19 protein-coding genes are annotated in these 21,011 nt (G+C 67.7%); 13 read left to right on the forward strand and 6 right to left on the reverse strand.

Features of this window, described 5'->3' with window-relative positions; translation table 11 throughout:
- Positions 1 to 95 precede the first annotated feature (95 nt).
- The 5 genes from ACSQ9E_RS25685 to ACSQ9E_RS25705 all read right to left on the reverse strand — a co-directional run bounded on the left by ACSQ9E_RS25685 (position 96) and on the right by ACSQ9E_RS25705 (position 4,314).
- Positions 96 to 827, reverse strand: coding sequence for a GNAT family N-acetyltransferase (locus ACSQ9E_RS25685; RefSeq protein ID WP_057200010.1), 732 nt, complete (start codon positions 825 to 827; stop codon positions 96 to 98).
- 278 nt (positions 828 to 1,105) lie between these two features.
- Positions 1,106 to 2,062 carry a hypothetical protein gene (locus tag ACSQ9E_RS25690; protein WP_428002601.1) on the reverse strand — a complete coding sequence of 319 codons (957 nt, stop codon included), beginning with the start codon at positions 2,060 to 2,062 and terminating at the stop codon, positions 1,106 to 1,108.
- Positions 2,059 to 2,892, reverse strand: coding sequence for a hypothetical protein (locus ACSQ9E_RS25695; protein WP_057200008.1), 834 nt, complete (start codon positions 2,890 to 2,892; stop codon positions 2,059 to 2,061). Before ACSQ9E_RS25695 ends, ACSQ9E_RS25690 begins: the two co-directional genes overlap by 4 nt.
- Complete coding sequence (locus ACSQ9E_RS25700; RefSeq protein WP_436219539.1) at positions 2,889 to 3,782, reverse strand: ATP-binding cassette domain-containing protein; 894 nt, start codon at positions 3,780 to 3,782, stop codon at positions 2,889 to 2,891. Before ACSQ9E_RS25700 ends, ACSQ9E_RS25695 begins: the two co-directional genes overlap by 4 nt.
- A 49-nt stretch (positions 3,783 to 3,831) precedes the next feature.
- Positions 3,832 to 4,314 carry an Lrp/AsnC family transcriptional regulator gene (locus ACSQ9E_RS25705; RefSeq protein ID WP_057200007.1) on the reverse strand — a complete coding sequence of 161 codons (483 nt, stop codon included), beginning with the start codon at positions 4,312 to 4,314 and terminating at the stop codon, positions 3,832 to 3,834.
- Between the two features lie 167 nt (positions 4,315 to 4,481).
- Between ACSQ9E_RS25705 and ACSQ9E_RS25710 the strand changes: the two genes are divergently transcribed.
- The 3 genes from ACSQ9E_RS25710 (at position 4,482) to ACSQ9E_RS25720 (ending at position 7,537) form a co-directional block, all read left to right on the forward strand.
- Entirely contained in the window at positions 4,482 to 5,423 is a 942-nt protein-coding gene (locus tag ACSQ9E_RS25710) for an esterase/lipase family protein (RefSeq protein ID WP_436219540.1), read from the forward strand.
- 19 nt (positions 5,424 to 5,442) lie between these two features.
- Positions 5,443 to 6,438, forward strand: coding sequence for a lipase secretion chaperone (locus ACSQ9E_RS25715; RefSeq protein WP_436219541.1), 996 nt, complete (start codon positions 5,443 to 5,445; stop codon positions 6,436 to 6,438).
- Between the two features lie 130 nt (positions 6,439 to 6,568).
- Positions 6,569 to 7,537, forward strand: a complete 969-nt coding sequence (locus ACSQ9E_RS25720) for a Bug family tripartite tricarboxylate transporter substrate binding protein (RefSeq protein WP_057200006.1) — start codon at positions 6,569 to 6,571, stop codon at positions 7,535 to 7,537.
- Here ACSQ9E_RS25720 and ACSQ9E_RS25725 read toward each other — a convergent pair whose 3' ends face one another.
- Positions 7,538 to 8,434 carry an esterase/lipase family protein gene (locus ACSQ9E_RS25725; RefSeq protein ID WP_436219542.1) on the reverse strand — a complete coding sequence of 299 codons (897 nt, stop codon included), beginning with the start codon at positions 8,432 to 8,434 and terminating at the stop codon, positions 7,538 to 7,540. It lies immediately after the preceding gene.
- A 100-nt stretch (positions 8,435 to 8,534) separates the two neighbouring features.
- On the opposite strand from ACSQ9E_RS25725, the gene ACSQ9E_RS25730 reads away from it, so the two are divergent.
- From ACSQ9E_RS25730 to ACSQ9E_RS25775, 10 genes are all read left to right on the forward strand, one after another.
- Positions 8,535 to 9,275 (forward strand): FFLEELY motif protein, encoded by a 741-nt coding sequence (locus ACSQ9E_RS25730; RefSeq protein ID WP_057200004.1) that lies wholly within the window; start codon positions 8,535 to 8,537, stop codon positions 9,273 to 9,275.
- A 64-nt stretch (positions 9,276 to 9,339) separates the two neighbouring features.
- Complete coding sequence (locus tag ACSQ9E_RS25735) at positions 9,340 to 11,028, forward strand: AMP-binding protein (protein ID WP_436219543.1); 1,689 nt, start codon at positions 9,340 to 9,342, stop codon at positions 11,026 to 11,028.
- A gap of 283 nt (positions 11,029 to 11,311) precedes the next feature.
- The gene (locus ACSQ9E_RS25740; RefSeq protein WP_436219544.1) at positions 11,312 to 12,265 is read left to right on the forward strand and encodes a sugar ABC transporter substrate-binding protein; all 954 of its coding nucleotides are present in this window, start codon (positions 11,312 to 11,314) and stop codon (positions 12,263 to 12,265) included.
- A 39-nt stretch (positions 12,266 to 12,304) separates the two neighbouring features.
- On the forward strand, positions 12,305 to 13,903 hold the full coding sequence (locus ACSQ9E_RS25745; RefSeq protein WP_428002605.1) for a sugar ABC transporter ATP-binding protein: 1,599 nt from the start codon (positions 12,305 to 12,307) through the stop codon (positions 13,901 to 13,903).
- Positions 13,900 to 14,895 carry an ABC transporter permease gene (locus tag ACSQ9E_RS25750; RefSeq protein ID WP_057200000.1) on the forward strand — a complete coding sequence of 332 codons (996 nt, stop codon included), beginning with the start codon at positions 13,900 to 13,902 and terminating at the stop codon, positions 14,893 to 14,895. Before ACSQ9E_RS25745 ends, ACSQ9E_RS25750 begins: the two co-directional genes overlap by 4 nt.
- A gap of 43 nt (positions 14,896 to 14,938) precedes the next feature.
- The gene (locus ACSQ9E_RS25755) at positions 14,939 to 15,952 is read left to right on the forward strand and encodes a LacI family DNA-binding transcriptional regulator (protein ID WP_057199999.1); all 1,014 of its coding nucleotides are present in this window, start codon (positions 14,939 to 14,941) and stop codon (positions 15,950 to 15,952) included.
- Complete coding sequence (rbsK, locus tag ACSQ9E_RS25760) at positions 15,949 to 16,902, forward strand: ribokinase (protein ID WP_436219545.1); 954 nt, start codon at positions 15,949 to 15,951, stop codon at positions 16,900 to 16,902. The genes ACSQ9E_RS25755 and rbsK overlap by 4 nt, the downstream gene beginning before the upstream one ends.
- The gene (gene rbsD / locus ACSQ9E_RS25765) at positions 16,899 to 17,288 is read left to right on the forward strand and encodes a D-ribose pyranase (protein ID WP_057266399.1); all 390 of its coding nucleotides are present in this window, start codon (positions 16,899 to 16,901) and stop codon (positions 17,286 to 17,288) included. The genes rbsK and rbsD overlap by 4 nt, the downstream gene beginning before the upstream one ends.
- A gap of 121 nt (positions 17,289 to 17,409) precedes the next feature.
- Complete coding sequence (locus tag ACSQ9E_RS25770) at positions 17,410 to 18,345, forward strand: MBL fold metallo-hydrolase (RefSeq protein ID WP_436219546.1); 936 nt, start codon at positions 17,410 to 17,412, stop codon at positions 18,343 to 18,345.
- A gap of 318 nt (positions 18,346 to 18,663) precedes the next feature.
- Positions 18,664 to 21,003 (forward strand): catecholate siderophore receptor Fiu, encoded by a 2,340-nt coding sequence (locus ACSQ9E_RS25775; RefSeq protein ID WP_057199995.1) that lies wholly within the window; start codon positions 18,664 to 18,666, stop codon positions 21,001 to 21,003.
- Positions 21,004 to 21,011: the final 8 nt, after the last annotated feature.

A 21,011-nucleotide genomic window follows, 5' to 3' on the forward strand; every position in this document is an offset into this window, starting at 1 on the left:
TGGAACAGGCCCCTAGGATAGCGGATTGTTGTGACATCGCCTGTCGTCCTGAGGCCAATCGGCGGTTGCAGGACCGCCTGCCCACGCTGTCCGGCCTATTCGGCGGACTGGTGGCGCGCATGCTGCACGCCGCTGCGCACTTCCTGCACGCTGGCCAGAAAGTCCCAGAACTGCTTGGCCTGGCGCTTGAGCTGGTAGTCCACCTCGGCGAACTGCTGCTCGACCAGTTCGGCCATCCGGGTGTCCAGGCTGGCCGGTGCGATCTGCAGGTAGGCCTCGGACTCCGAGCCGTCGCGGCGCACCTGAGCGCCGGCATTGCGGGCGATCTTGAGCATGGCGGTGTTTTCGGACAGCGCATGGATGAACACCATGTTCACCCCCTCGTTGCGGGCGTGCATCACGGCGCGCTCGAACAGGCGTGCACCGAAGCCTCGGCCCCGGGCCTGCTTGAGCACGGACACGCCGAACTCGGCGCAGTGCTTGTACTCAGGGTGCTCGGAGAACGCCAGATGCGCCATGGCGATGAGCTCCAGGCGCCGGTTGTAGATGCCGAAGATCTCGTCGCGGTTGAAGTCGAGCTGGTCCGCATAGCGGCGGATCTGCTCGTCGTTGGCAGCGTAGCCGAAGCGCAGATAGCGGTCAGCGGGCTCCAGCTGCAGCAGGTGGGCCGTGATGCGCTCGCGGTAAGAAGGGCCGAGCGAACGGATGGGAACCATCACCGGTGGAGACATTTTGTCCTCGCTCTCATGCGGACGCCCCGTGACCGGGCGCAGCATTCCCCGGCCTGCGTCCCAGGATGCCTTGAGCCAGTTTTTGGTAGCGGTCATGCTGCAAATATAAGGGTTTTCCCTAGGAATTTCCAGTGATTTTTGCTGCATTGCAGCAAAATAGTGAGGTGCGTCGAATTCCTTCGAAAAGTGGGATGACATGAAACACAGCCGGCACGGGATGCTCTCCATTTAATAGCAAAACGACCGGCATGCCGGTTGCGCACCAGCCCTGCGAGCCATCCGCCCGGCAGCGCCACGTTAAGCCTGTGGCGCACAGGATGCAAGAGCAACACCCCTGGCCACACGGGGACTGCCCGCTGTTGGCAGCTCGCCGTTCAAGGCATTTGGCGGGCCGGTGTGTCCTCGGCCTGCGATGTATAGGCCGACGACACGGGCACGGGCCTGGGCGCCGCAGCCGGCACGCCGCAGGCGTCAGGCAGGCCAAGGGCATCATCCCTGGCGCTGCCGCGCGCCTTCTCCAGCACGCTCGCACGGTCGACCGAAACTGCGACGGAGTCCCCCAGTTGCAGAACCGCGCTTTGCAGGCCCTGGGTCTCCGATAGATCCAGTTTCCCGGCGAGGGCGTCCACCCGCAGTGAACGCATGCCGGCCGCTTGCACCTCCATCGACGCCGTGCCCCGGCGGGTGCGTTCCGCGCACTGGGCCGGGTCCTCGGCCACTGCGGGCACCACCCAGGTGCCACAGGGCCGGCACTGCGTGGACCACAGGTCCAGGTGTGTGACGGTGCCGCGTACGGCGATAGCCTGCCCGGCCACTTCCAGCCGCTCCACGGGGGCTTGCGCTTCGATACGGGCGCGTGCGAGTGCCAGGTGCCTGAACTGGGTGGGCAGAACGATCTGTTCCATCCACACGGCGGGTTTCCCAGGCCGTCTGGGCTGCGCACCGGCAGGCGCCGGCACGTCAGTCCAGTGCAGGACCAGCGTGTCGCCTTCGCGGGTGGCGGTGAGCCCCGGGAATTTTCCGGGCAGCGTCTCCGGACCATCGCCGTCCCCATGGCGCGACTGCACTGTGATCCGCACATCGGGCACATCGTCCAGCACCACGCGCACCGACAACCGCGAGGCATTGTCGCCCGCCTCCTCCAGCCGCAGACCGTTCACGCCCACCAGCGCCCGGGCCTCGACGGTGTAGGCGACGGCGGTGGGCTCCGGCCTCTTGAAGCGATCCATGCCGCTCGTGAACAGCAGCGTCCAGAACAGCAGCAGGGTTCCCAGAAAAAGCCAGCGCCCGCGCCGGGGCGGGGCGCGCCGTGGGGCCACGGGGGTGCTCACCGCAGCTCCTTTTCTTTCAGGTGCACATAGGCCTGCAGCCACAGCAGCGCGGGCAGGCCGATCCACAGCAGCGCGTTGATGGCATGGACGCCCGCATCCCGGGGCACGGCCCCGCTCGAAGACCACCAGGCAAACAGCACCTCACCCCGCACACCCGCCACGGAGCACACCAGCGCCGTGAGCACGAACAGCGCAAAGCCCAACGCCAGGGTCTTGAGCAAAGAGGCGCGCGCATAGTAGAGCGAGCCCGCCACGGCAAAGGCCTGCAGGGCCCAGAAAGCGACCAGAAAGCCTGCCTGCTGGGGCACCGGCATGGCCTGCCGGGCGGCCATCTTCGCCAGCGGCACGAAGAGCGCATAGTCCTCGGGCTTGAAGGTCTGCGGCTCCAGGGCCGAGCGCACTGCGATGACCATCTGCTGCACGGGCCAGGAGATCGCCAGGAACAGCAGGCTGTAGGCCAGCGGGTAGGCCATGGCCACCACCACGGCGCACAGCAGCCATTTCTCGAACACCGACGCGGGCCGCATCAATGCCAGCAAGGCCGACTCGCGCTGCGCCATGGCCCCGAAATAGCGCCCGGCGAACACGAAGCCCGTGAGAAACAAGCCCCCAAAGTACAGCGAGACCTGCACCGCGGTTTGGAACGCAGAAAAGCCTGAAACCCCCAGCAAGAACAGCAGCAGCGCGATGTAGAGCATTCCGCACACCAGCAGGTGCGCCAGGTACTGGGGCCGCTGCTCGGCCCACTGGGCCCGCGCAAGGCGCCACCAGCGCGCCCACGAAAAAGTGGGCGATTCCGGGGCGCGCACAGGGATGAATTCGATGTTCATGCCTGCTCCACGGACAAGCCCGTCTGCTGCGCCGGCACCAGCGCCGCCAGCATGCCATCGCGGTTGAGGCTCAGTGCCTTGTAGAGCAGCTCCAGCTGCACCGCCCCGCCAGCCAGCGGAGCCTCTGCATCGGATCGGGAATGCCGCGCCACATAGGCAGTCTGCTGGCCGATGCGCTCCTGGTACAGCAGGTCCTGCGCGGCAGGCAAATCCTGCGCGCCGCTCGCCACGCCGGTGCGCAGCACGCCGGCGAGATCGGCCATGCGCGCCGACAGGGCCAGTTGCCCCTGGTCAATGAACCAGATGTGGCTCAGTATGCTTTCGAGGTCGTGCGCCTGGTGGGTACTGATGAGCACGGCGCGCTCGGCATGCTCGGGGCGCTGCATCAGGCGACGGAACTGGCCGCGGCCGACGATGTCCAGCCCGTTGGTGGGCTCGTCCATCAGCAGCAGCGGCGTACCCGTCGCCAGCGCGAAGGCGATCGCCGCCTTCTTCCTCTGCCCCAGGCTCATGGCCTCGAAGCGACTGGCGGTGGGCACCTCGAGCTCGGCCAGGTATTCGCCGAACAGAGCCGTGGAAAAGCGCGGGTAGAACACGCCTTGCGTGTCTGCCAGCTGGCCCGTGGTCAGATTGGGCAGGTGGAATTCCTCGGGGACGATGTAGACACTGGCCAGGAAGTCCGCCGCTCGCTGGCGGGGCACCTGGCCCATCACCCGCACCTGCCCGCCCCAGGGCGTGAGCAGCCCGCACAGGAGCTTGAGCAAGGTGGACTTGCCACTGCCGTTGCGCCCGAAAAGGCCGTAGATGCCGGGCTGGCGCACCTCTGCGCAGAACCCCTGGTAGAGCGCGATGCGGCCGTAGCCGAAGTGCAGGTCGTCGATGGCGATCATGGGCATCCGTGAAACACCTCCCTCGGCATGGGAGCAGGCCCGCGGATTCTCACACGGGCACGGCCGTGGTCGCCTTCACACGGTCCAGCACGAAGCTGGTCTTGCAGTCCTGCACGCTGGGGTGCTTGAGCAGCGTGTCCATGATGAAGCGGCTGTAGTGCGCCATGTCGGCCACCACCACGCGCAGCAGGTAGTCCATCTCGCCCGTGAGCGAGGCACATTCGACCACTTCGGGCCAGGTCTGCACGCTCGCGCGGAACACGTCCATGGGGTTGCGCTTGTGGCTCTCGGTGTGCTTTTCCAGGCGCACGTTGAGGTAGGCGGTGAGCCCCAGGCCCACGGCCTCGGGCGGCACCAGGGCCACATAGCGCGCGATCACGCCGCTGTCTTCGAGCCGCTTGACCCGGCGCAGGACGGCGCTGGGCGACAGGCCCACCTGCTCGCCGATCACGTCGTAGGTTTCCCTGCCGTTTTCCTGCAAACGGCGCAGGATTGCTCGATCCAGCTTGTCAAGTGCGTTGAAAGCAGTCATGACGCAGGATTCTACGAAATTGGCGTCGACCGCGATGGCCCTTCACCAGACTCGGGTATGTCCCGATAGTGACACCAGGGGCTGCCAGAGAACAATGAATACCGCAAAAAACGAACGGTCGTTCTTTTTTGTGAAAACCAAAAATATCCATCAACGGAGACAAGCACATGACAGGTTTCTTTGGCCGCCTTCTGCGGCGACTGGCGCTCGCCGCCACGGCATCGACACTGCTCCTCGGGGCCAGTGCCCACGCACAGGCCGGGTACACGCAGACGCGCTACCCTATCGTGCTGGTGCACGGCCTTTTCGGCTTCGACTCGGCGCTGGGCGTGGACTACTTCTACGGCATTCCCGACGCGCTGCGCCAGGGCGGCGCCAAGGTCTACGTGGCCCAGGTCTCGGCAGCCAACAGCACCGAAGTGCGAGGCGAGCAATTGCTGGCCCAAGTGAAGAACATCCTGGCCATCACCGGCGCAGCCAAGGTGAACCTGGTGGGGCACTCGCATGGCGGCCCCACCGCGCGCTACGTGGCCGGCGTGGCCCCGGGCAAGATCGCCTCGGTGACCTCGGTGGGCGGCGTGAACCGCGGCTCGCGCGTGGCCGACATCCTGCGCGGCGTGGCGCCGGCGGGTTCGGTGTCCGAAACCGTCGCCAGCGGCGCGGCATCGGCCCTGGTGGCGCTGATCAACCTGACCTCGGGCGGCTCAGGCCTGCCGCAGATGCCCACGGCTGCGCTCGATTCGCTCACCACCGCCGGCTCGGCCGCGTTCAACCGCCGCTTCCCGCAGGGCGTTCCCACCGCAGGCTGCGGCAATGGCGCCGAGTTGGTCAACGGCGTGCGCTACTACTCCTGGACGGGTACCAAGACCTTGACCAATGTGCTGGACGCCAGCGACGCGCTGCTGGGCGTGTTGGGCCTGGTCTTCGGCGAAGCCAACGACGGCCTGGTCTCGGCCTGCTCCTCGCGCCTGGGCACCCACCTGGGCGACTACCGCCAGAACCACCTCGATGAAGTGAACCAGCTCGTGGGCCTGCGCGACTGGCTCTCGACCGACCCGGTCACGCTGTACCGCCAGCAGGGCAACCGCCTCAAGGCGGCCGGCCTGTGATTTTGCGATGATCTCCGCCATGGACCGTTTCCCCCGCCCTGCCGTAACCGCTGCCATCGTGCTGGCATTGCTGGTCGCGGCCGTGCTCGGGTGGCGTGCCTGGCGGGCCGAGGCGAGCCAGGACACCGGTCCTGGCGCCAGCGCGGCTTTGCCTGCGGCAGGCGCGGCGGCGCCCCCCGGCCGCACGGCATCGGCAGCGCTCACACCGGCTTCCGCAGCCCTCGCCGCTGCCCCGGCCGCCTCTTCGACAGCCGGGGGGGCCGACCCCTTGCTGGTGCCCGGCCTGCGCAACACGCTGGAGGCCCTCCTCTTCGAAGCCGGCGAAGCCAGCGATCCCGAAGCGCTCAAGCAACGCCTGGCGCAACTGGTGGGCAAGCATTTCCCCGCCGAACTGGCCACGCGCGCCCTGACCCTGGCCGAGCGCTATGTGGACTACCGCGTGGCACTGGGCGCCTTGTCGGCCCCCCGCGACCCCGGTGATCCGCGCGCATTGCGCGAGGCCATGGAGGCGCGCCAGAAGATCCGGCAGCAGCACTTCCAGGACGAAGAGTACGACGCCCTGTTTGCACAGGAGGCCGAACTCGACCGCTACACCCTGGCGCGCCTGGAGATCGCGCGCAATACCCAACTCACTCCGCAGCAGCGTGACAGCGCGCTGCGCGCCACCGAAGCCGAACTCGCTCCCGAGCGCCGTGCCGAGCGCGCTGCGGCCATGGCCCACATGGATGCCGCCGCGCAGACGGCCGCCTTCAATGCCCAGGGCGTGGGCGATTTCCAGCGCCACACGGCGCGCAGCGCACAGTTCGGGGAGCAGGCCGCCCATGCCCTGGCGCAACTGGACCGCGAGGATCAGCAGTGGCAAAGCCGGCTCGACGAACTCAGCCAGGCGCGCACCGGACAGGGTGAGGCGGCGGCGCAAGCCCTGCGCCAGCAGCTGTTCACGCCGGAGGAACTGCAGCGCGTGGATGCCGCGCTGGCGTTGCGTGCACTCCAGGGCGTAACTCCCGTCCGCTGAAGCGGGGCACAGCCAAACGCCTCTTGAGCGCGTTCCACCTGCACAGGCGGTTTGACCACTCGGTAAGTAACAAAGGGTAAACCCTGTACACGTGCATATACTGCGCACTCCGGAAATCAAGAGGATCCCGATGTCGCTCCGTAGCACCTTGTTCAGTGTGGCCCTGGCCATGGCGGCCACCGCCGCCATGGCCCAGACCCCTTCCGCCCCGATGACCATCGTGGTGCCCTACCCTGCGGGCGGCCCTCTGGACACCTCGGCCCGCATCATCGCGGAAGGCGCAGCTGCGCAACTGGGAGCCATCAAGGTGGAGAACAAGCCCGGCGCCGGCGGCGGCACCGGCGCCGACCTGGTGGCCAAGTCACCGGCCGGCAGCAACCAGTTGCTGATGGGCGCCGTGGCTACCCATGCAGTGAACCCCTGGCTGTACAAGAACTTCCCGTACAACGCCATCAAGGACTTCAAGCCCATCGCACTTGTGGCCCGCACACCCAACGTGCTGGTCGTGAACGCGGAGCAGGCAGCCAAGCTGGGCATCAAGACCACGCCCGACCTGGTGCAGTACCTCAAGAAAAACCCCGACCAGGCCAAGTACGGTTCGGGCGGCAACGGCAGCATCGGCCATATCTCGGCCGAGATGTTCAAGTCGCTGACCAATACCAAGATGGGCCACACACCCTTCCAGGGCTCGAACCCGGCGCTGGCAGCGCTGCAGTCTGGCCAGGTGCTGATGGTGTTCGACAACCTCGCGTCGGCGCTGCCGCACATCCGCTCGGGCAAGCTGCACGCGCTGGGCGTGACCACCCTGAGCCGCAGCGACGCGCTGCCGCAGGTTCCCAGCATCAACGATGCCGTGCAGGGCTTCAACGTCTCGACCTGGTTCGGGCTGTTCGCACCGGCATCGCTGCCGCAGACCGATGCGCAGCGCTACGCGGCGGCCTTCACGGCCGCCATGCAGTCGGCGGCCGGCAAAGAGAAGTTCAAGCAGATGGGCATCACCCCCGAGGAGCTCACGCTGGACGGGTTCGCGCAGTTCGTGCGCTCGGAAAACAGCAAGTACGAGTTCCTGATCCGGGCCGCGAAGATCAAGATCGAATAGTCAGTCCCTGCCGATCTCGGTCAGGCAGGCGGCCATCACTTCGGGGTGCAGTGCCATCTGCACATGCGCCAGGCCGTCGAGGAAGCGGTTGTCCGCCCCCGCCAGGGTCGCGGTGCTGGCCGGGAAGACGATGTTGTCGCAGTTGGAATACCAGCAGGTGAAGCGCTGCGCCCGCCCCTGCGGCTCCACGCTCAGCAGGCCCTTCACCCAGTCGCCCGCCAGGCTCATCTGGCGGCCGTTGACGGCGCGGCTGAAGCGCCCGAGCCACGTGCCGCCGTGCGGCGTACCCAGGGTCAGGATGCGGTGCACGCGCGCATCGGCCGCATGCACGCGCAGCCAGGCGCGCACCGCCAAGCCACCCATGCTGTGGCACAGCAACACCGGTGCCATGCCGGTGGCAGCCGTCACGCGCAGCACGGCGTCATCGATGATCGCGGCATAGTCGTCGATGGAGCCCATCACCGGCTCCAGGTTCACCGCCACATGGGCATGGCCCTGCGCCCGAAGCGGCGCATACCAGGGCAGCCACAGCCCCCGGTTGCACATGAAGCCGTGCACCAGCACCACGCCGCGGCGGCCCGTCGCCTGGCCCGGCAGCCAGTCCCCCACCGCCTGATGGCGAAACGGCTGGCGCCAGCAGAACACGGCCAGCGATACCCATATCTCGGCCCACCAGGCGCCGACCACCTGGGACAGGCGCGCCCGTGGCGCGGGATCGCGCCGGTTGAGCCGGTGCATGAGCACGAACTCGATGGCCATCACCAGCCAGAACAAGGCCAGGGGCAACAGCGCACCGGCCAGCGCCCGCGCGGGGGATTGTGGCCACTGCCAGGCCAGCCAGGCGGCTTCAGCCAGCGCAAGAATCAGGAGAAGGATTTTTTGCCCGTGCGCAATCATGATTTGAATGGAGTTGTTTCCCGTCAACGACGCTGTGCAAGACCATTTTGAACAGGTTCTAATGGCATCGCTGCATTGTGCGGCCTCAGGAGACGGACCTATGGACGCGGCCCAGACCATCCGCGACAGCATTGCCGATGTCAACGCGCTGCGCCTGCACCGCACGGGGGATGCGCCCCTGGGGGCGGTGGTGGCCACCGTCAAAACGCTGCAGGCGCGCCGCTTTGCGGGCACCTATGCCGACCTGATGGCGTCGCCCGCGTTTGGTCCGGCAGCGCGCTTCTTTCTGGAGGAGCTCTACAGCGACAAAGACTACACGGCCCGCGACCAGCAGTTCGCCCGCATCGCAGGGACACTGCAGACCATGTTTCCCCGCCCCGTGGTGGACACCGCCGTGGCGCTGGCCGTGCTGCATGCCCAGACCGAGAACCTTGATCAGGACATGGGCCGCGCCTGGCTGCAGGCCGATGCCGCCGCACCCGAAGCCCCCCGCTACGCCGCCGCATGGCGCGCCGTGGGCCAGCGCACCGGACGCGAGCAGCAACTGGCGCGGGTGCTGGCCATGGGGCGCGACCTGGCGCGCCTGACCCGCACGCCCGGCCTGCGCACCATGCTGCGCATGATGCGCGGGCCTGCCACGGCAGCCGGCATGGGTGCCTTGCAGCAGTTTCTCGAAGCCGGATTCGACACCTTCGGCCAGCTGGCACGCCAGCGCGGCGCGGTCGAGCAGTTCCTGGCCACCATCGAGCAGCGCGAGCAGGCACTGATGCACCTGCTGTTCGACGGCGATGCTGTCACCTCGGGGACCGAACTGGCCCGCACCCTAGGACAAGCCCGATAGCTGATTGCCCCCTCGCGCTTTGACAATCTGTGCCCAACACTTACTGGCGAGCAAGGAAAAGCGCATGGAAAAGATCTGGCTCAAGAGCTACCCCCCGGGCGTCCCGCACGACGTGAAGCCCGAGCAATACCGCTCTGTGGCCCATATGCTGGAGGAGTCCTTCCGCAAGAACGCATCGAGCCCCTTCTCGGTCTGCATGGACCAGTGGATGACCTACGGCGAGCTCGATCGCCTGTCCGGCGCCATGGGCGCCTACCTGCAGGGCCTGGGGCTTGAGCCCGGGGCCCGTGTGGCCATCATGCTGCCCAACGTGCCCCAGTTCGGCGTGACCATGGCCGCCGTGCTGCGCGCCGGCTACACCTGCGTGAACGTGAATCCGCTGTACACCGCGCGCGAGCTGCAGCACCAGCTCAAGGACTCGGGTGCCACGGCCATCGTGATCCTGGAAAATTTTGCCCACACGCTGGCCGAGGTGATCGACAACACGGCCGTGAAGCATGTGGTCATGGCCTCGATGGGCGACCTGCTCGGCCCGTGGTTCGGCCGCTGGATCACGTTTGCCGTGCGCCACCTGGCGAAGATGGTGCCGGCCTACGAGCTGCCGCTGACCAACGGCCGCAAGGTGGTCTCGTTCAAGAAGGCACTCGCCCTGGGCGAGCGCCGCACGCTGGCGCCCAGCCAGGCCACGCTCGACTCGATCGCCTTCCTGCAGTACACGGGCGGCACCACCGGCCTGTCCAAGGGCGCGGTGCTCACCCACCGCTGCATCGTCGCCGCCACGCTGCAGGCCGAGGCCTGGTTCACCCCCGCCCTGTCCAAGGTCGGCGACCTCAGCCGCGCCAACAGCATTGCTGCGCTGCCGCTGTACCACATCTTCGCGCTCACGCTGTGCCTGCTGGCCATCCGCCAGGGCTCCAGCCTCACGCTGATCCCCAACCCGCGCGACATCCCCAAGTTCGTGGCCGAACTCAAGAAGCGCCCCTTCCACATGCTGCCCGCCGTGAACACCTTGTTCAACGCGCTGCTGCAGAACCCGCAGTTCCGCACACTCGACTTCTCGCACCTGTGCGTGTCGCAGGCCGGGGGCATGGCCGCGTCGGAGGGCACGGCCAAGCAATGGCAGAAGCTCACGGGCAGCACCATGATCGAAGGCTGGGGCATGAGCGAAACCTGCGCCATCGGCACCAACAACCCGGTGACCAACACCGAGTTCAGCGGCAGCATCGGCTTGCCGCTGCCGGGCATCGACATTGCCATCAAGGACGACGCAGGCAACAGCCTGGCGCAGGGTGAGTCGGGCGAAATCTGCATCCGCGGCCCGAACGTGATGACCGGCTACTACAACCAGCCCGAGGAGAACGCCAAGGCCTTCACGGCCGACGGCTTCATGCGCACGGGCGACATCGGCATCATGGACGAACGCGGCTACACGCGCATCATCGACCGCAAGAAGGACATGATCCTGGTCAGCGGCTTCAACGTCTTCCCCAACGAACTCGAGCAGGTCGTCTCGCTGTGCCCCGGCGTGGTGGAGTGCGCGGCCATCGGCATCCCCGACGAGAAGCAGGGCGAGGCGATCAAGATCTTCGTCATCAAGAGCGACCCTGCCCTGAGCGAGGAAGACGTGGCCCGCTTCTGCCAGGAGAACCTGACCGGCTACAAGCGCCCCAAGTACATCGAGTTCCGCGACGAACTGCCCAAGAGCAATGTGGGCAAGATCCTGCGGCGCGAGCTGCGCGCGCCCACGGCATAGCACCTCGGCCGGCGCTGGCCACCCCATTTTCCAGGGCGCTTCGGCGCCCTTTTTTTCGGCTCCCCGGTATGCCCAGTGGATGCGTCCCGAGGCACCTCGACTGCGCTTCGCGCATCGCACTTTTTAGGGTAATCCCCGATTAGCAATCGTTTGCGCAAACGATTGCGAGCGATATGATTGCCAGGCGACACAGCACTGGCTTGGTACGCCACCGGGGCTCTCGCGCAATTTCGCGCGGCTTTTCGGTGGCCGTGCCTTGCCCACCATTCCAACAGGAGACACCATGCAGTTCACCCGCCGTTCCGTTCAGACCGCCGCCGCCATTGCCGTGCTCGGCGGCATGCTTGCCAGCCCCGTCTGGGCGCAGGACAAGCCCAAGATCGCCCTGGTCATGAAGTCGCTGGCCAACGAGTTCTTCCGCACCATGGAAGACGGCGCCAAGGCGCACCAGAAGGCCCACGCCAGCGAGTACACGCTGGTGGCCAACGGCATCAAGAACGAGACCGATACGGCGGCCCAGATCAAGATGATCGAGCAGGCCGTGGCGCAGAAGGTCAGCGCCATCGTGCTCGCCCCGGCCGACTCCAAGGCCCTGGTGCCGGCCGTCAAGGCCGCCGTGGACAAGGGCATCATCGTGGTCAACATCGACAACCGGCTGGACGGCGATGCCCTGAAGGAAAAGAACCTCACCGTACCCTTCGTCGGCCCGGACAACCGCGCCGGCGCCAAGCTGGTGGGCGAGCACCTGGCCAAGTCCCTCAAGTCGGGCGACAAGGTGGGCATCATCGAGGGCGTGTCGACCACTTTCAACGCGCAGCAGCGCACCCTGGGCTACAAGGACGCCATGCAGGCCGCCGGCATCGCCGTGGTGGGCGTGCAGTCGGGCCAGTGGGAAATCGAGAAGGGCAACACCGTGGCCGCCGGCATGCTGCGCGAGCACCCCGACCTCACGGCCCTGCTGGCCGGCAACGACAGCATGGCGCTGGGCGTGGTCGCCGCCGTCAAGGCCGCGGGCAAGGCGGGCAAGGTGCAGGTGGTGGGCTATGACAACATCGGCGCCATCAAGCCCATGCTGGCCGATGGCCGCGTGCTGGCCACCGCCGACCAGTACGCCGCCAAGCAGGCCGTGTTTGGCATCGAGCTGGCGCAAAAGGCGATTGCCGCCAAGACGCCCCAGGCCCAGTTGCCAGCCGAGGTGAAGACCGACGTGGTGCTGGTCACCAAGGGCAGCAAGTAAACGGCCGCTCTCAGCCGCCACTCCCAGCCGCTGGACGATATGAACAGACCTGCCTCCCAAGCCCCTGCCGCGCCGCTGCTGTGCATCGACGCAGTGGGCAAGGACTACACCGCCACCGTGCTCGACGGCATCACGCTCGCGCTCAACGCCGGCGAGGTGCTGGCGCTCACGGGGGAGAACGGTGCGGGCAAGAGCACCCTGTCCAAGATCGTCTGCGGGCTGGAATCGGCCACGCGCGGCGGCATGCGCTTGGCCGGCGAGACCTACGCCCCTGCCTCGCGCCGCGAGGCCGAGCGCCTGGGCGTGCGCATGGTGATGCAGGAGCTGGGCTTGGTGCCCACGCTCACCGTGGCCGAGAACCTGCTCATGGGCCGCCTGCCGCACCGCGCGGGCTGGTTGCGGCGCGATGCACTGCATACTGCTGCGCGCGCGCAGTTGGCCAAGATCGGCCTGGACAGCATCGACCCCGCCACGCCCGTTTCGCAACTGGGCATAGGCCAGCAGCAGATGGTGGAAATCGCGCGCAACCTGCAGGACGACACGCGCATCCTGGTGCTCGACGAGCCCACGGCCATGCTCACCCCGCGCGAGACCAGCTACCTGTTCGACCAGATCGCGCGCCTCACGGCGCGCGGTGTGGCCATCGTCTACGTGTCGCACCGCCTGGAAGAGCTGCGCCGCATTGCCGACCGGGTGGCTGTGCTGCGCGATGGCCGCCTGGTGGACGCGCGCCCCATGGCCGGCATGAGCGAGGACGACCTGGTGCAGCGCATGGTGGGCCGCTCCGTCAGCGACCTGGAGCACCGCCCGCGCCGCGCCGCAGGCCCGGTGGTGATGAGCGCCCAGGGCATCGGCCGGGGCACGGCGGTGCAGGACGTGAGCCTGGAGCTGCGCGCTGGCGAGGTGTTCGGCATTGCGGGCCTGGTGGGCTCGGGCCGCACCGAACTCGTGCGGCTGCTGTTCGGCGCGGACCGCGCCGACCGGGGCAGCGTCACCCTGCACCCTGATCCTGACACTGCGGAAGGCGCCGCGCCGCGCGTACTGCAACGCGGCTTTGCCTCACCGATGCAGGCCATCGCGGCCGGCGTGGGCCTGGTCACCGAAGACCGCAAGTCCCAGGGCCTGCTGCTGGGCCAGTCCATCCGCATCAACGCCACGCTGTCCGATCTTTCCACCATCTCCCGCGCAGGCTGGCTGCAGCGCGCCAAGGAAAACCGCCTGGTGCAGGGATTCGTCCAGACACTGGGCATTCGCTGCCGCAGCCCCGAACAACCCGTGGGCACGCTCTCTGGCGGCAACCAGCAGAAGGTGGTGTTCGCACGCTGGCTGCACCGCGAAGGCCGGGTGCTGCTGCTCGACGAACCCACGCGTGGCGTGGACGTGGGGGCACGCGCCGAACTCTATGGCGAGCTCGACCGCATGGCCGCCAGCGGGCGTGCACTGCTCATGGTTTCGTCCGACCTGCGCGAGCTGATGGCCATGGCCGACCGCATCGGCGTGATGAGCGCCGGCCGCCTGGTGGCCGTGTTCGAGCGCGGGCAGTGGTCCGAGCAATCGCTGCTGGCCGCTGCATTCTCCGAGCCCGGTGGCCGCGAAGCCCCTGGCCATTCATCCTCTTCCAGTCCCGCCACCGTATGAACGCCCCCGCATCCCCTGCCGCTGTCGCTGTTGCAGCACCCCGCCCCACGCCCGCCTGGCGCAGCCAGCTGGGCACCTACCTCGGGCTGATGGCCGTGCTGGCGGGCATGGTGGCGCTGTTCTCCACCCTTTCCGACTACTTCTGGAGCGTGGAGACTTTCGTCACCATCGCCAACGAGATCCCGGCGCTGGCCGTGATGGCCGTGGGCATGACCTTCGTGCTGATCATCGCCGGCATCGACCTCTCGGTGGGCTCGGTGATGGCGCTGGCCGCCGCCACCTCGGCCGCAGCCATCGTGCAGTGGAAATGGAGCGTGCCTGCCGCCGCGCTGCTGGCGCTGGCCACGGGCCTGATTTGTGGCACCGTGACCGGGGCCGTGTCGGTGGCGTGGCGCCTGCCGTCTTTCATCGTCTCGCTGGGCATGCTCGAGGCCGTGCGCGGCGGGGCCTACGTGGTGACCGATTCGCGCACACAGTACGTGGGCGACGCGATCTCATGGCTGTCCGCGCCGATGCTCGGCGGCATCTCGGTGGCCTTTCTGATCGCGCTGGCGCTGGTGGTAGTGGCGCAGTTGGTGCTCACGCGCACGGTGTTCGGCCGCTGCGTGGTCGGCATTGGCACCAACGAGGAGGCCATGCGCCTGGCCGGTGTGGACCCACGGCCCATCCGCGTCATCGTGTTTGCCGTGACCGGTCTGCTGGCCGGCCTGGCCGGGTTGATGCAGTCGGCACGCCTGGAGGCGGCCGACCCCAATGCCGGCACGGGCATGGAGCTGCAGGTGATTGCCGCCGTGGTGATCGGCGGCACCAGCCTGATGGGCGGGCGCGGCTCGGTGGTGAACACCGCCTTCGGCGTGCTGATCATTGCGGTGCTGGAGGCCGGCCTGGCGCAGGTGGGTGCCAGCGAGCCGAGCAAGCGCATCATCACGGGGGTGGTGATCGTCGCGGCGGTCATCGTGGACACCTTGCGCCAGCGGCGCGCGGCGGCCTGAACCTTCCATCTCCCCACGAATTCCCTGTCTCACCATTTTCTCCATGGCTACTATCAAGGACGTTGCGCGGCATGCCGACGTATCGGTCACCACGGTGTCCCACGTGGTCAACGGCACGCGCCATGTGAGCCCCGAGGGGCGCGAGCGCGTCGAAAAAGCCATCCGCGCCCTGGGCTACGTGCCCAGCGCCATCGCCCGCAGCCTCAAGAGCAACAACACGCGCACGCTGGGCATGCTGATCCCCAACAGCTCCAACCCCTACTTCGCCGAGATCGTGCACGCGGTGGAAGACCGCTGCTTCGGAGCGGGCTACAACCTCATCCTGTGCAACACCAACGACGAGGCGCACCGCCAGGGCAGCTACCTGCAGGTGCTGGCCGAACGCCGCATCGACGGGCTGATCGTCGTCTCCACCGGGCACGACGCCACGCTGCCCACGCAGCTGGCGGGCCTGTCCATCCCCACCGTGCTGGTGGACCGCGAGATCGAGCTGGCCGAGCAGCAGCCCTGCGACCTGGTAGAAACTGCCCACATGCAGGGCGGCCTGCTGGCCACGCGCCACCTGCTGTCGCTGGGCCACCGGCGCATCGCCTGCATCGGCGGGCCCGAGGGCATCGCGCCCAGCGAGCAACGCATCGCCGGCTGGCGCGCCGCGCTGGCCGATGCCGGCTGCGGCACGAGCGAAGGCCTGCTGTGGCACGGCAACTTCACCAGCCAGGGCGGCTATGAGGCCATGCATGCCGTGCTGCGCGCACAGCAGCCGCCCACCGCCGTGTTCGTCTGCAACGACCTGATGGCCATGGGCGCGCTGTGCGCAGCGCACGAGCGTGACCTGCGCGTGCCCGAAGCGCTGTCTATCGTGGGCTTCGACGACATCGAGCTCACCGCCTTCACCAGCCCGCCGCTGACCACCGTGGCCCAACCCAAGCAGCGCATCGGTGCGCTGGCGGTGGACATGCTGCTCGAACGCATCGACGGCAAGCGCCAGGATGCGCGCAAGGTCATGCTGCAACCCGAGCTGCGCGTGCGTGCTTCCACGGCACAGGTCCAGCCATGACGGCCGCGGCAAAGCACGGCACACCCAACATCGCGGTGGTGGGCAGCCTCAACATGGACCTGGTGCTGCAGGTGGCACATGCGCCAGGCCCGGGCGAAACGGTGCTGGCCCAGGCACTGCACCTGGTGCCTGGCGGCAAGGGCGGCAACCAGGCCGTGGCCTGCGCACGCCAGGGCGCCCGCGTGCACCTGTTCGGCCGCGTGGGCGGCGATGCCTATGGGCATACGCTGCGCACCAGCCTGGCACAGGACGGCATCGCCCACAGCGGCGTGCAGACCGACCCCACAGAGACCACAGGTGTGGCGGCCATCACCGTGGAAGCCACCGGGCAGAACCGCATCGTCGTGGTACCCGGCGCCAATGGCCGCTTCGAACTCGACACACAGGCCCTCGGGGCTGTGCTGGCCCAGGCCCACAGCCTGGTTGTGCAGTTCGAAACCCCCCTGTCCCAGGTACTGGCCGCCGCGCAGCAGGCGTTTGCAGTCGGCTGCCGCGTGTTGCTCAACCCCTCGCCCATCCAGCGCCTGCCCGAGGGCCTGTGGCCGCTGGTGCACACGCTGGTGGTCAATGAGGTGGAGGCTGCGGCTTTGGCAGGCACTGCCGTGGAAACCGTGGCCGACGCCGCCGTGGCCGCACAGACGCTGCGCGGCCTGGGGCCGGCGCAGGTGGTGGTCACGCTGGGCGCAGCCGGCGCCGTGGCAGCCGACACCCTGGGCAGCACGCACCACCCGGGTATGGCCGTGAAGGCCGTGGACACCACCGCCGCAGGCGACACCTTCCTTGGCGCACTGGCCGTGGCCCTGGCGCGCGGCGAGCCGCTGAACGCCGCCGTGCGGGATGGCATTCGCGCGGCCGCGCTGTGCGTGACGCAGGCGGGGGCCCAGCCCTCCATCCCCACCCGGGCCGCCGTGGCGGCAAGCCCGCAACCACCCGACTGGATCCCGCTGTGAAACGCACCACCTTGCTGCACGCCGAACTCTCCCACGCCATTGCCTGCCTGGGCCATGGCGACATGCTGGTGATCGGCGACGTGGGCCTGCCGATCCCGCCCGGCCCCCGGCGCATTGATCTGGCGCTGACGCCGGGCATCCCGGCGGTGGCCGACGTGTTGCAGGCCGTGCTGTCCGAAATGCAGGTCGAACGCGCCCTGATCGCCACCGAGGCCGTGGAGCGTGCCGCAGGGGCACTGCCCGGCTGGTGCACCCTGCCCGTGGCACCCGAGGCGGTGCCGCACGAAGAATTCAAGCGCCTGTGCCGCGAGGCCCGCGTGATGGTGCGCACCGGGGAATGCACGCCCTATGCGAACGTGATTCTGTGTGCCGGTGTGACGTTCTGATGCAATCTGCGCGGTAACGCACGGGTTTTGGATAACCCGGCAGACGCCTGCGCTGGGTTAGGCTGGCAGATCGCAGCAGCGGGTCACCCGCTGCGCCACGCCATCTGCCAGTCCCCTCCTGATGCCCACGCCCGCCTCTGCCGCGCCCTTTCTGCCCCCTGAAATCGCCGTGCTGGAACGCGGCTGGCTATCGGCCAACAACATCCTGTTCATCGGCCACTACGACACCGCCGTGGTGGACACCGGCTACTGCAGCCATGCCGAGCAGACCGTGGCCCTGGTGCAGGCGGCCCTGGGCGGCAGGCCGCTGGACCGGGTGCTCAACACCCACCTGCACAGCGACCACTGCGGCGGCAACGCCGCACTGCAAAAAGCCTGGCCGCGGGTGCTCACCTCCATACCACCCGGGCAGGCCCGGCACGTGCGCCAGTGGGACGCCTACGCGCTGAGCTACACCCCCACCGGCCAGCAGTGCCCTCCATTCCGTGCCGACTGCCTGCTGGACCCCGGGTCCTGCGTGCTGCTGGGCGACCGCACCTGGCAGGTGCATGCCGCGCCGGGGCACGACACGCATTCCGTCGTGCTGTTCGAACCGCGCGACGCGATCCTGATCTCGGCCGATGCGCTGTGGGAGAACGGCTTCGGCGTGGTCTTCCCCGAACTCGAAGGCGAGGATGCATTCGCCCAGGTGGGCGCCACGCTCGACCTGATCGAGCGCCTGGCGCCGCGCACGGTGATCCCGGGCCATGGCCCGGTGTTTGCCGACGCACCGCGCGCCATCGAGGGCGCACGCCGCCGCCTGGACGGTTTCGTGCGCAACCCGCACAAGCATGCGCTTTACGCCGCCAAGGTGCTGCTCAAGTACAAACTGCTCGAGTGGCAGCAGATCAGTCTCGCCGACCTCACGGCCTGGACGCTCGCCACACCCTACTTCGGCATGCTGCATGCGCGCCATTTTGGCGACCAGGGCCAGGACGACTGGCTGCAGGGCCTGATGGACGACCTGGTGCGCTCAGGCGCAGCCGTGCGCCGGGGCGAGTTGCTGCACAACGCTTGAAATAGACGCCCTGGGTCGCTTCGCCCGCCGGGAGGTGGCGGCTCTTCAAGCCCTTCCGGGACGCTCTCGCTGCACTCCGTTGCTGCAGCACCACATTTTTCGACCGTCCTCTGCGGCCAGGACAGCCGGATGCTGCCATATGTAACCACAATCAAATGATAATTGTTATCATTTGATGATCCTGCAAGCCATCGGCACGTTCGGCGCGCGGGTTCTCAGCCAGCCACCATCGACCGACATTGCCACGCCGCATTCTCTGCGTGCCTGTTGTCCCTGCAGCCAGCCAAGTTCCGGTTTCTCACTCCTACGGATACTTTCATGGCGCACAACACCACTTACATCAAGAGCCGCAAACACCCCGTCGGCATGGCGGCTACGGCGGCCCTCGTGGCCCTGGGCATGCCCGCCCAGGCACAGACCGCCGCCACCGGCGGCACGCTGCAGGAGGTCAAGGTCGAATCGGCCGCCGACAACTACAAGGCCAATGCCGTCTCCTCGCCCAAGTTCACCCAGCCGCTGCTGGACACGCCCCAGACCATCTCGGTGGTCAAGGAGCAGGTGCTGCGCGAGCAGGCCGCCTCGACCCTGACCGAAGCCCTGCGCAACACCCCCGGCGCCGGTACCTTCTATCTCGGAGAGAACGGCAACACCAGCACCGGCGACGCGATCTACATGCGCGGCTTCGACAGCTCCAGCAGCATCTTTGTCGATGGCGTGCGCGACCTGGGATCGGTCTCGCGCGACGTGTTCAACATCCAGCAGGTCGAAGTGGTCAAGGGCCCGGCCGGTACCGACACGGGCCGCACCTCCCCTACCGGCGCCATCAACCTGGTGAGCAAGCAGCCCACGCTGGAAAACAGCTTTGCGGCATCGCTGGGCGCGGGCAGCGCCTCGTACAAGCGCGGCACGGTGGACTGGAACAAGGCCCTGGAGGCCTACCCGGGGGCCGCCTTCCGCCTGAACGTGATGAGCGAGGACTCCGGCGTCGCCGGGCGCGACCTGGTCAAGAACAAGCGCTGGGGCATCGCGCCCTCGCTTGCCTTGGGCCTGAACTCGCCCACGCGCGTGTTCCTGAACTACCTGCACGTGAACCAGGACAACGTGCCCGACGGCGGCGTGCCCACCATCGGCCTGCCCGGCTACACCTCACCGGACGCCCTGGCCCTGGCCAACCGCCGCACCTTCCTGAACACCGCAGGGCGCGTGGATTCGAGCAACTTCTACGGCACCACCTCGGACTATGCGAAGGTGGAGATGGACATGGTCACGGCGCGCATCGAGCATGACTTCGCCTCGGGCATGAAGCTGCGCAACACCACGCGCTTTGGCCGCACGCACAACGACTACCGCCTGACGGCCTTCATGGGCGGCGGCTTCCCCGCCACCGGTGCGCTCACGGCAGCCTCCGCCCTGCTGGCCACACCGAACCCGAACGACCCGTCCACCTGGACGGTGACGCGCAACCTGCCGACCAACGTCAACCAGACCAACAAGATCGCCATCAACCAGACCAGCCTGACCACCACGGTCAACACCGGTTCGGTGCAGCACGATCTCGCAGCAGGCCTGGAGCTGTCGCGTGAAGAGCAGAGCAACCTGGGCTACTACGGCCAGGGCTTTGCCAGTGTAGGCACCACGTACGCGCCCGCAGGCTCCATGCCCGCGGCCAACCTGTACAACCCCAATCCGAACGTAACCGGCTTCAACCGCATCGCCAACGGCGCGTGGTCCAAGGGCGTGACCAACACCGTGGCGGCCTACCTGTTCGACACGGCCAAGCTGTCGCCAGAGTGGCAGATCACGGGCGGCCTGCGCGTGGACCGGTTCAAGACCGACTTCGATGCCGTGACGCAAGGTGCGCTGCCGGCCGGCGTGCTCACGCCGTCGGCGGTCAGCCTGTCCGACACCCTCATCGGAGCCAAGGTCGGCGTGGTCTACAAGCCCGCCAGCAACGGCAGCGTGTACGCCCTGTACGCCACGTCGGCACAGCCCCCGGGCGGCGCCAACAACCAGCTGAGCGTGGCCGTCAACAATGCAGCCAACCCCAAGTTCGACCCGCAGAAGGCCAAGACCATCGAGGTCGGCACCAAGTGGGAGGTGCTGGGCAACCGCCTGGCCCTGGCCGGCGCGCTGTACCGCACCGATGTCACCAACGACATCGAAACGGACCCCACCAACGCTGCCAACTTCGTGCAGACTGGCAAGAAGCGCGTGCAGGGCATCGAGCTGACCGCCATCGGCGCGATCACCAACGACTGGTCGCTGAGCGCGGGCTACACCACCATGGACACCAAGGTGCTCAGCGGTGTGCCCAAGACGGCCGATGGCAGCACGGCACTGGCCTACACGCCCAAGAACGCCTTCACGCTGTGGTCCACCTACCGCCTGCCCTTCGGCCTGACGGTGGGCGGCGGCGCGCGCTATGCCGGCAAGCTGCTGCGCGGCACCGACGGCGCCGTGGGCACACCCGCCTACACCGAGGCCTACTGGGTGTTCGATGCCATGGCCTCCTACCGCATCAACAAGAACCTGGACATCCAGCTCAATGTGTACAACCTGGCCGACAAGGACTACGTGGCGGCCATCAACAAGAGTGGCTACCGCTACACGCCGGGCATCCCCCGCTCGGCGCGCCTGACGGCCAACTTCACGTTCTGACCCAGCGC

Origin of the sequence: Acidovorax sp. LjRoot118, assembly GCF_964253575.1 — a bacterium.
Taxonomy (GTDB): Bacteria; Pseudomonadota; Gammaproteobacteria; order Burkholderiales; family Burkholderiaceae_C; genus Acidovorax.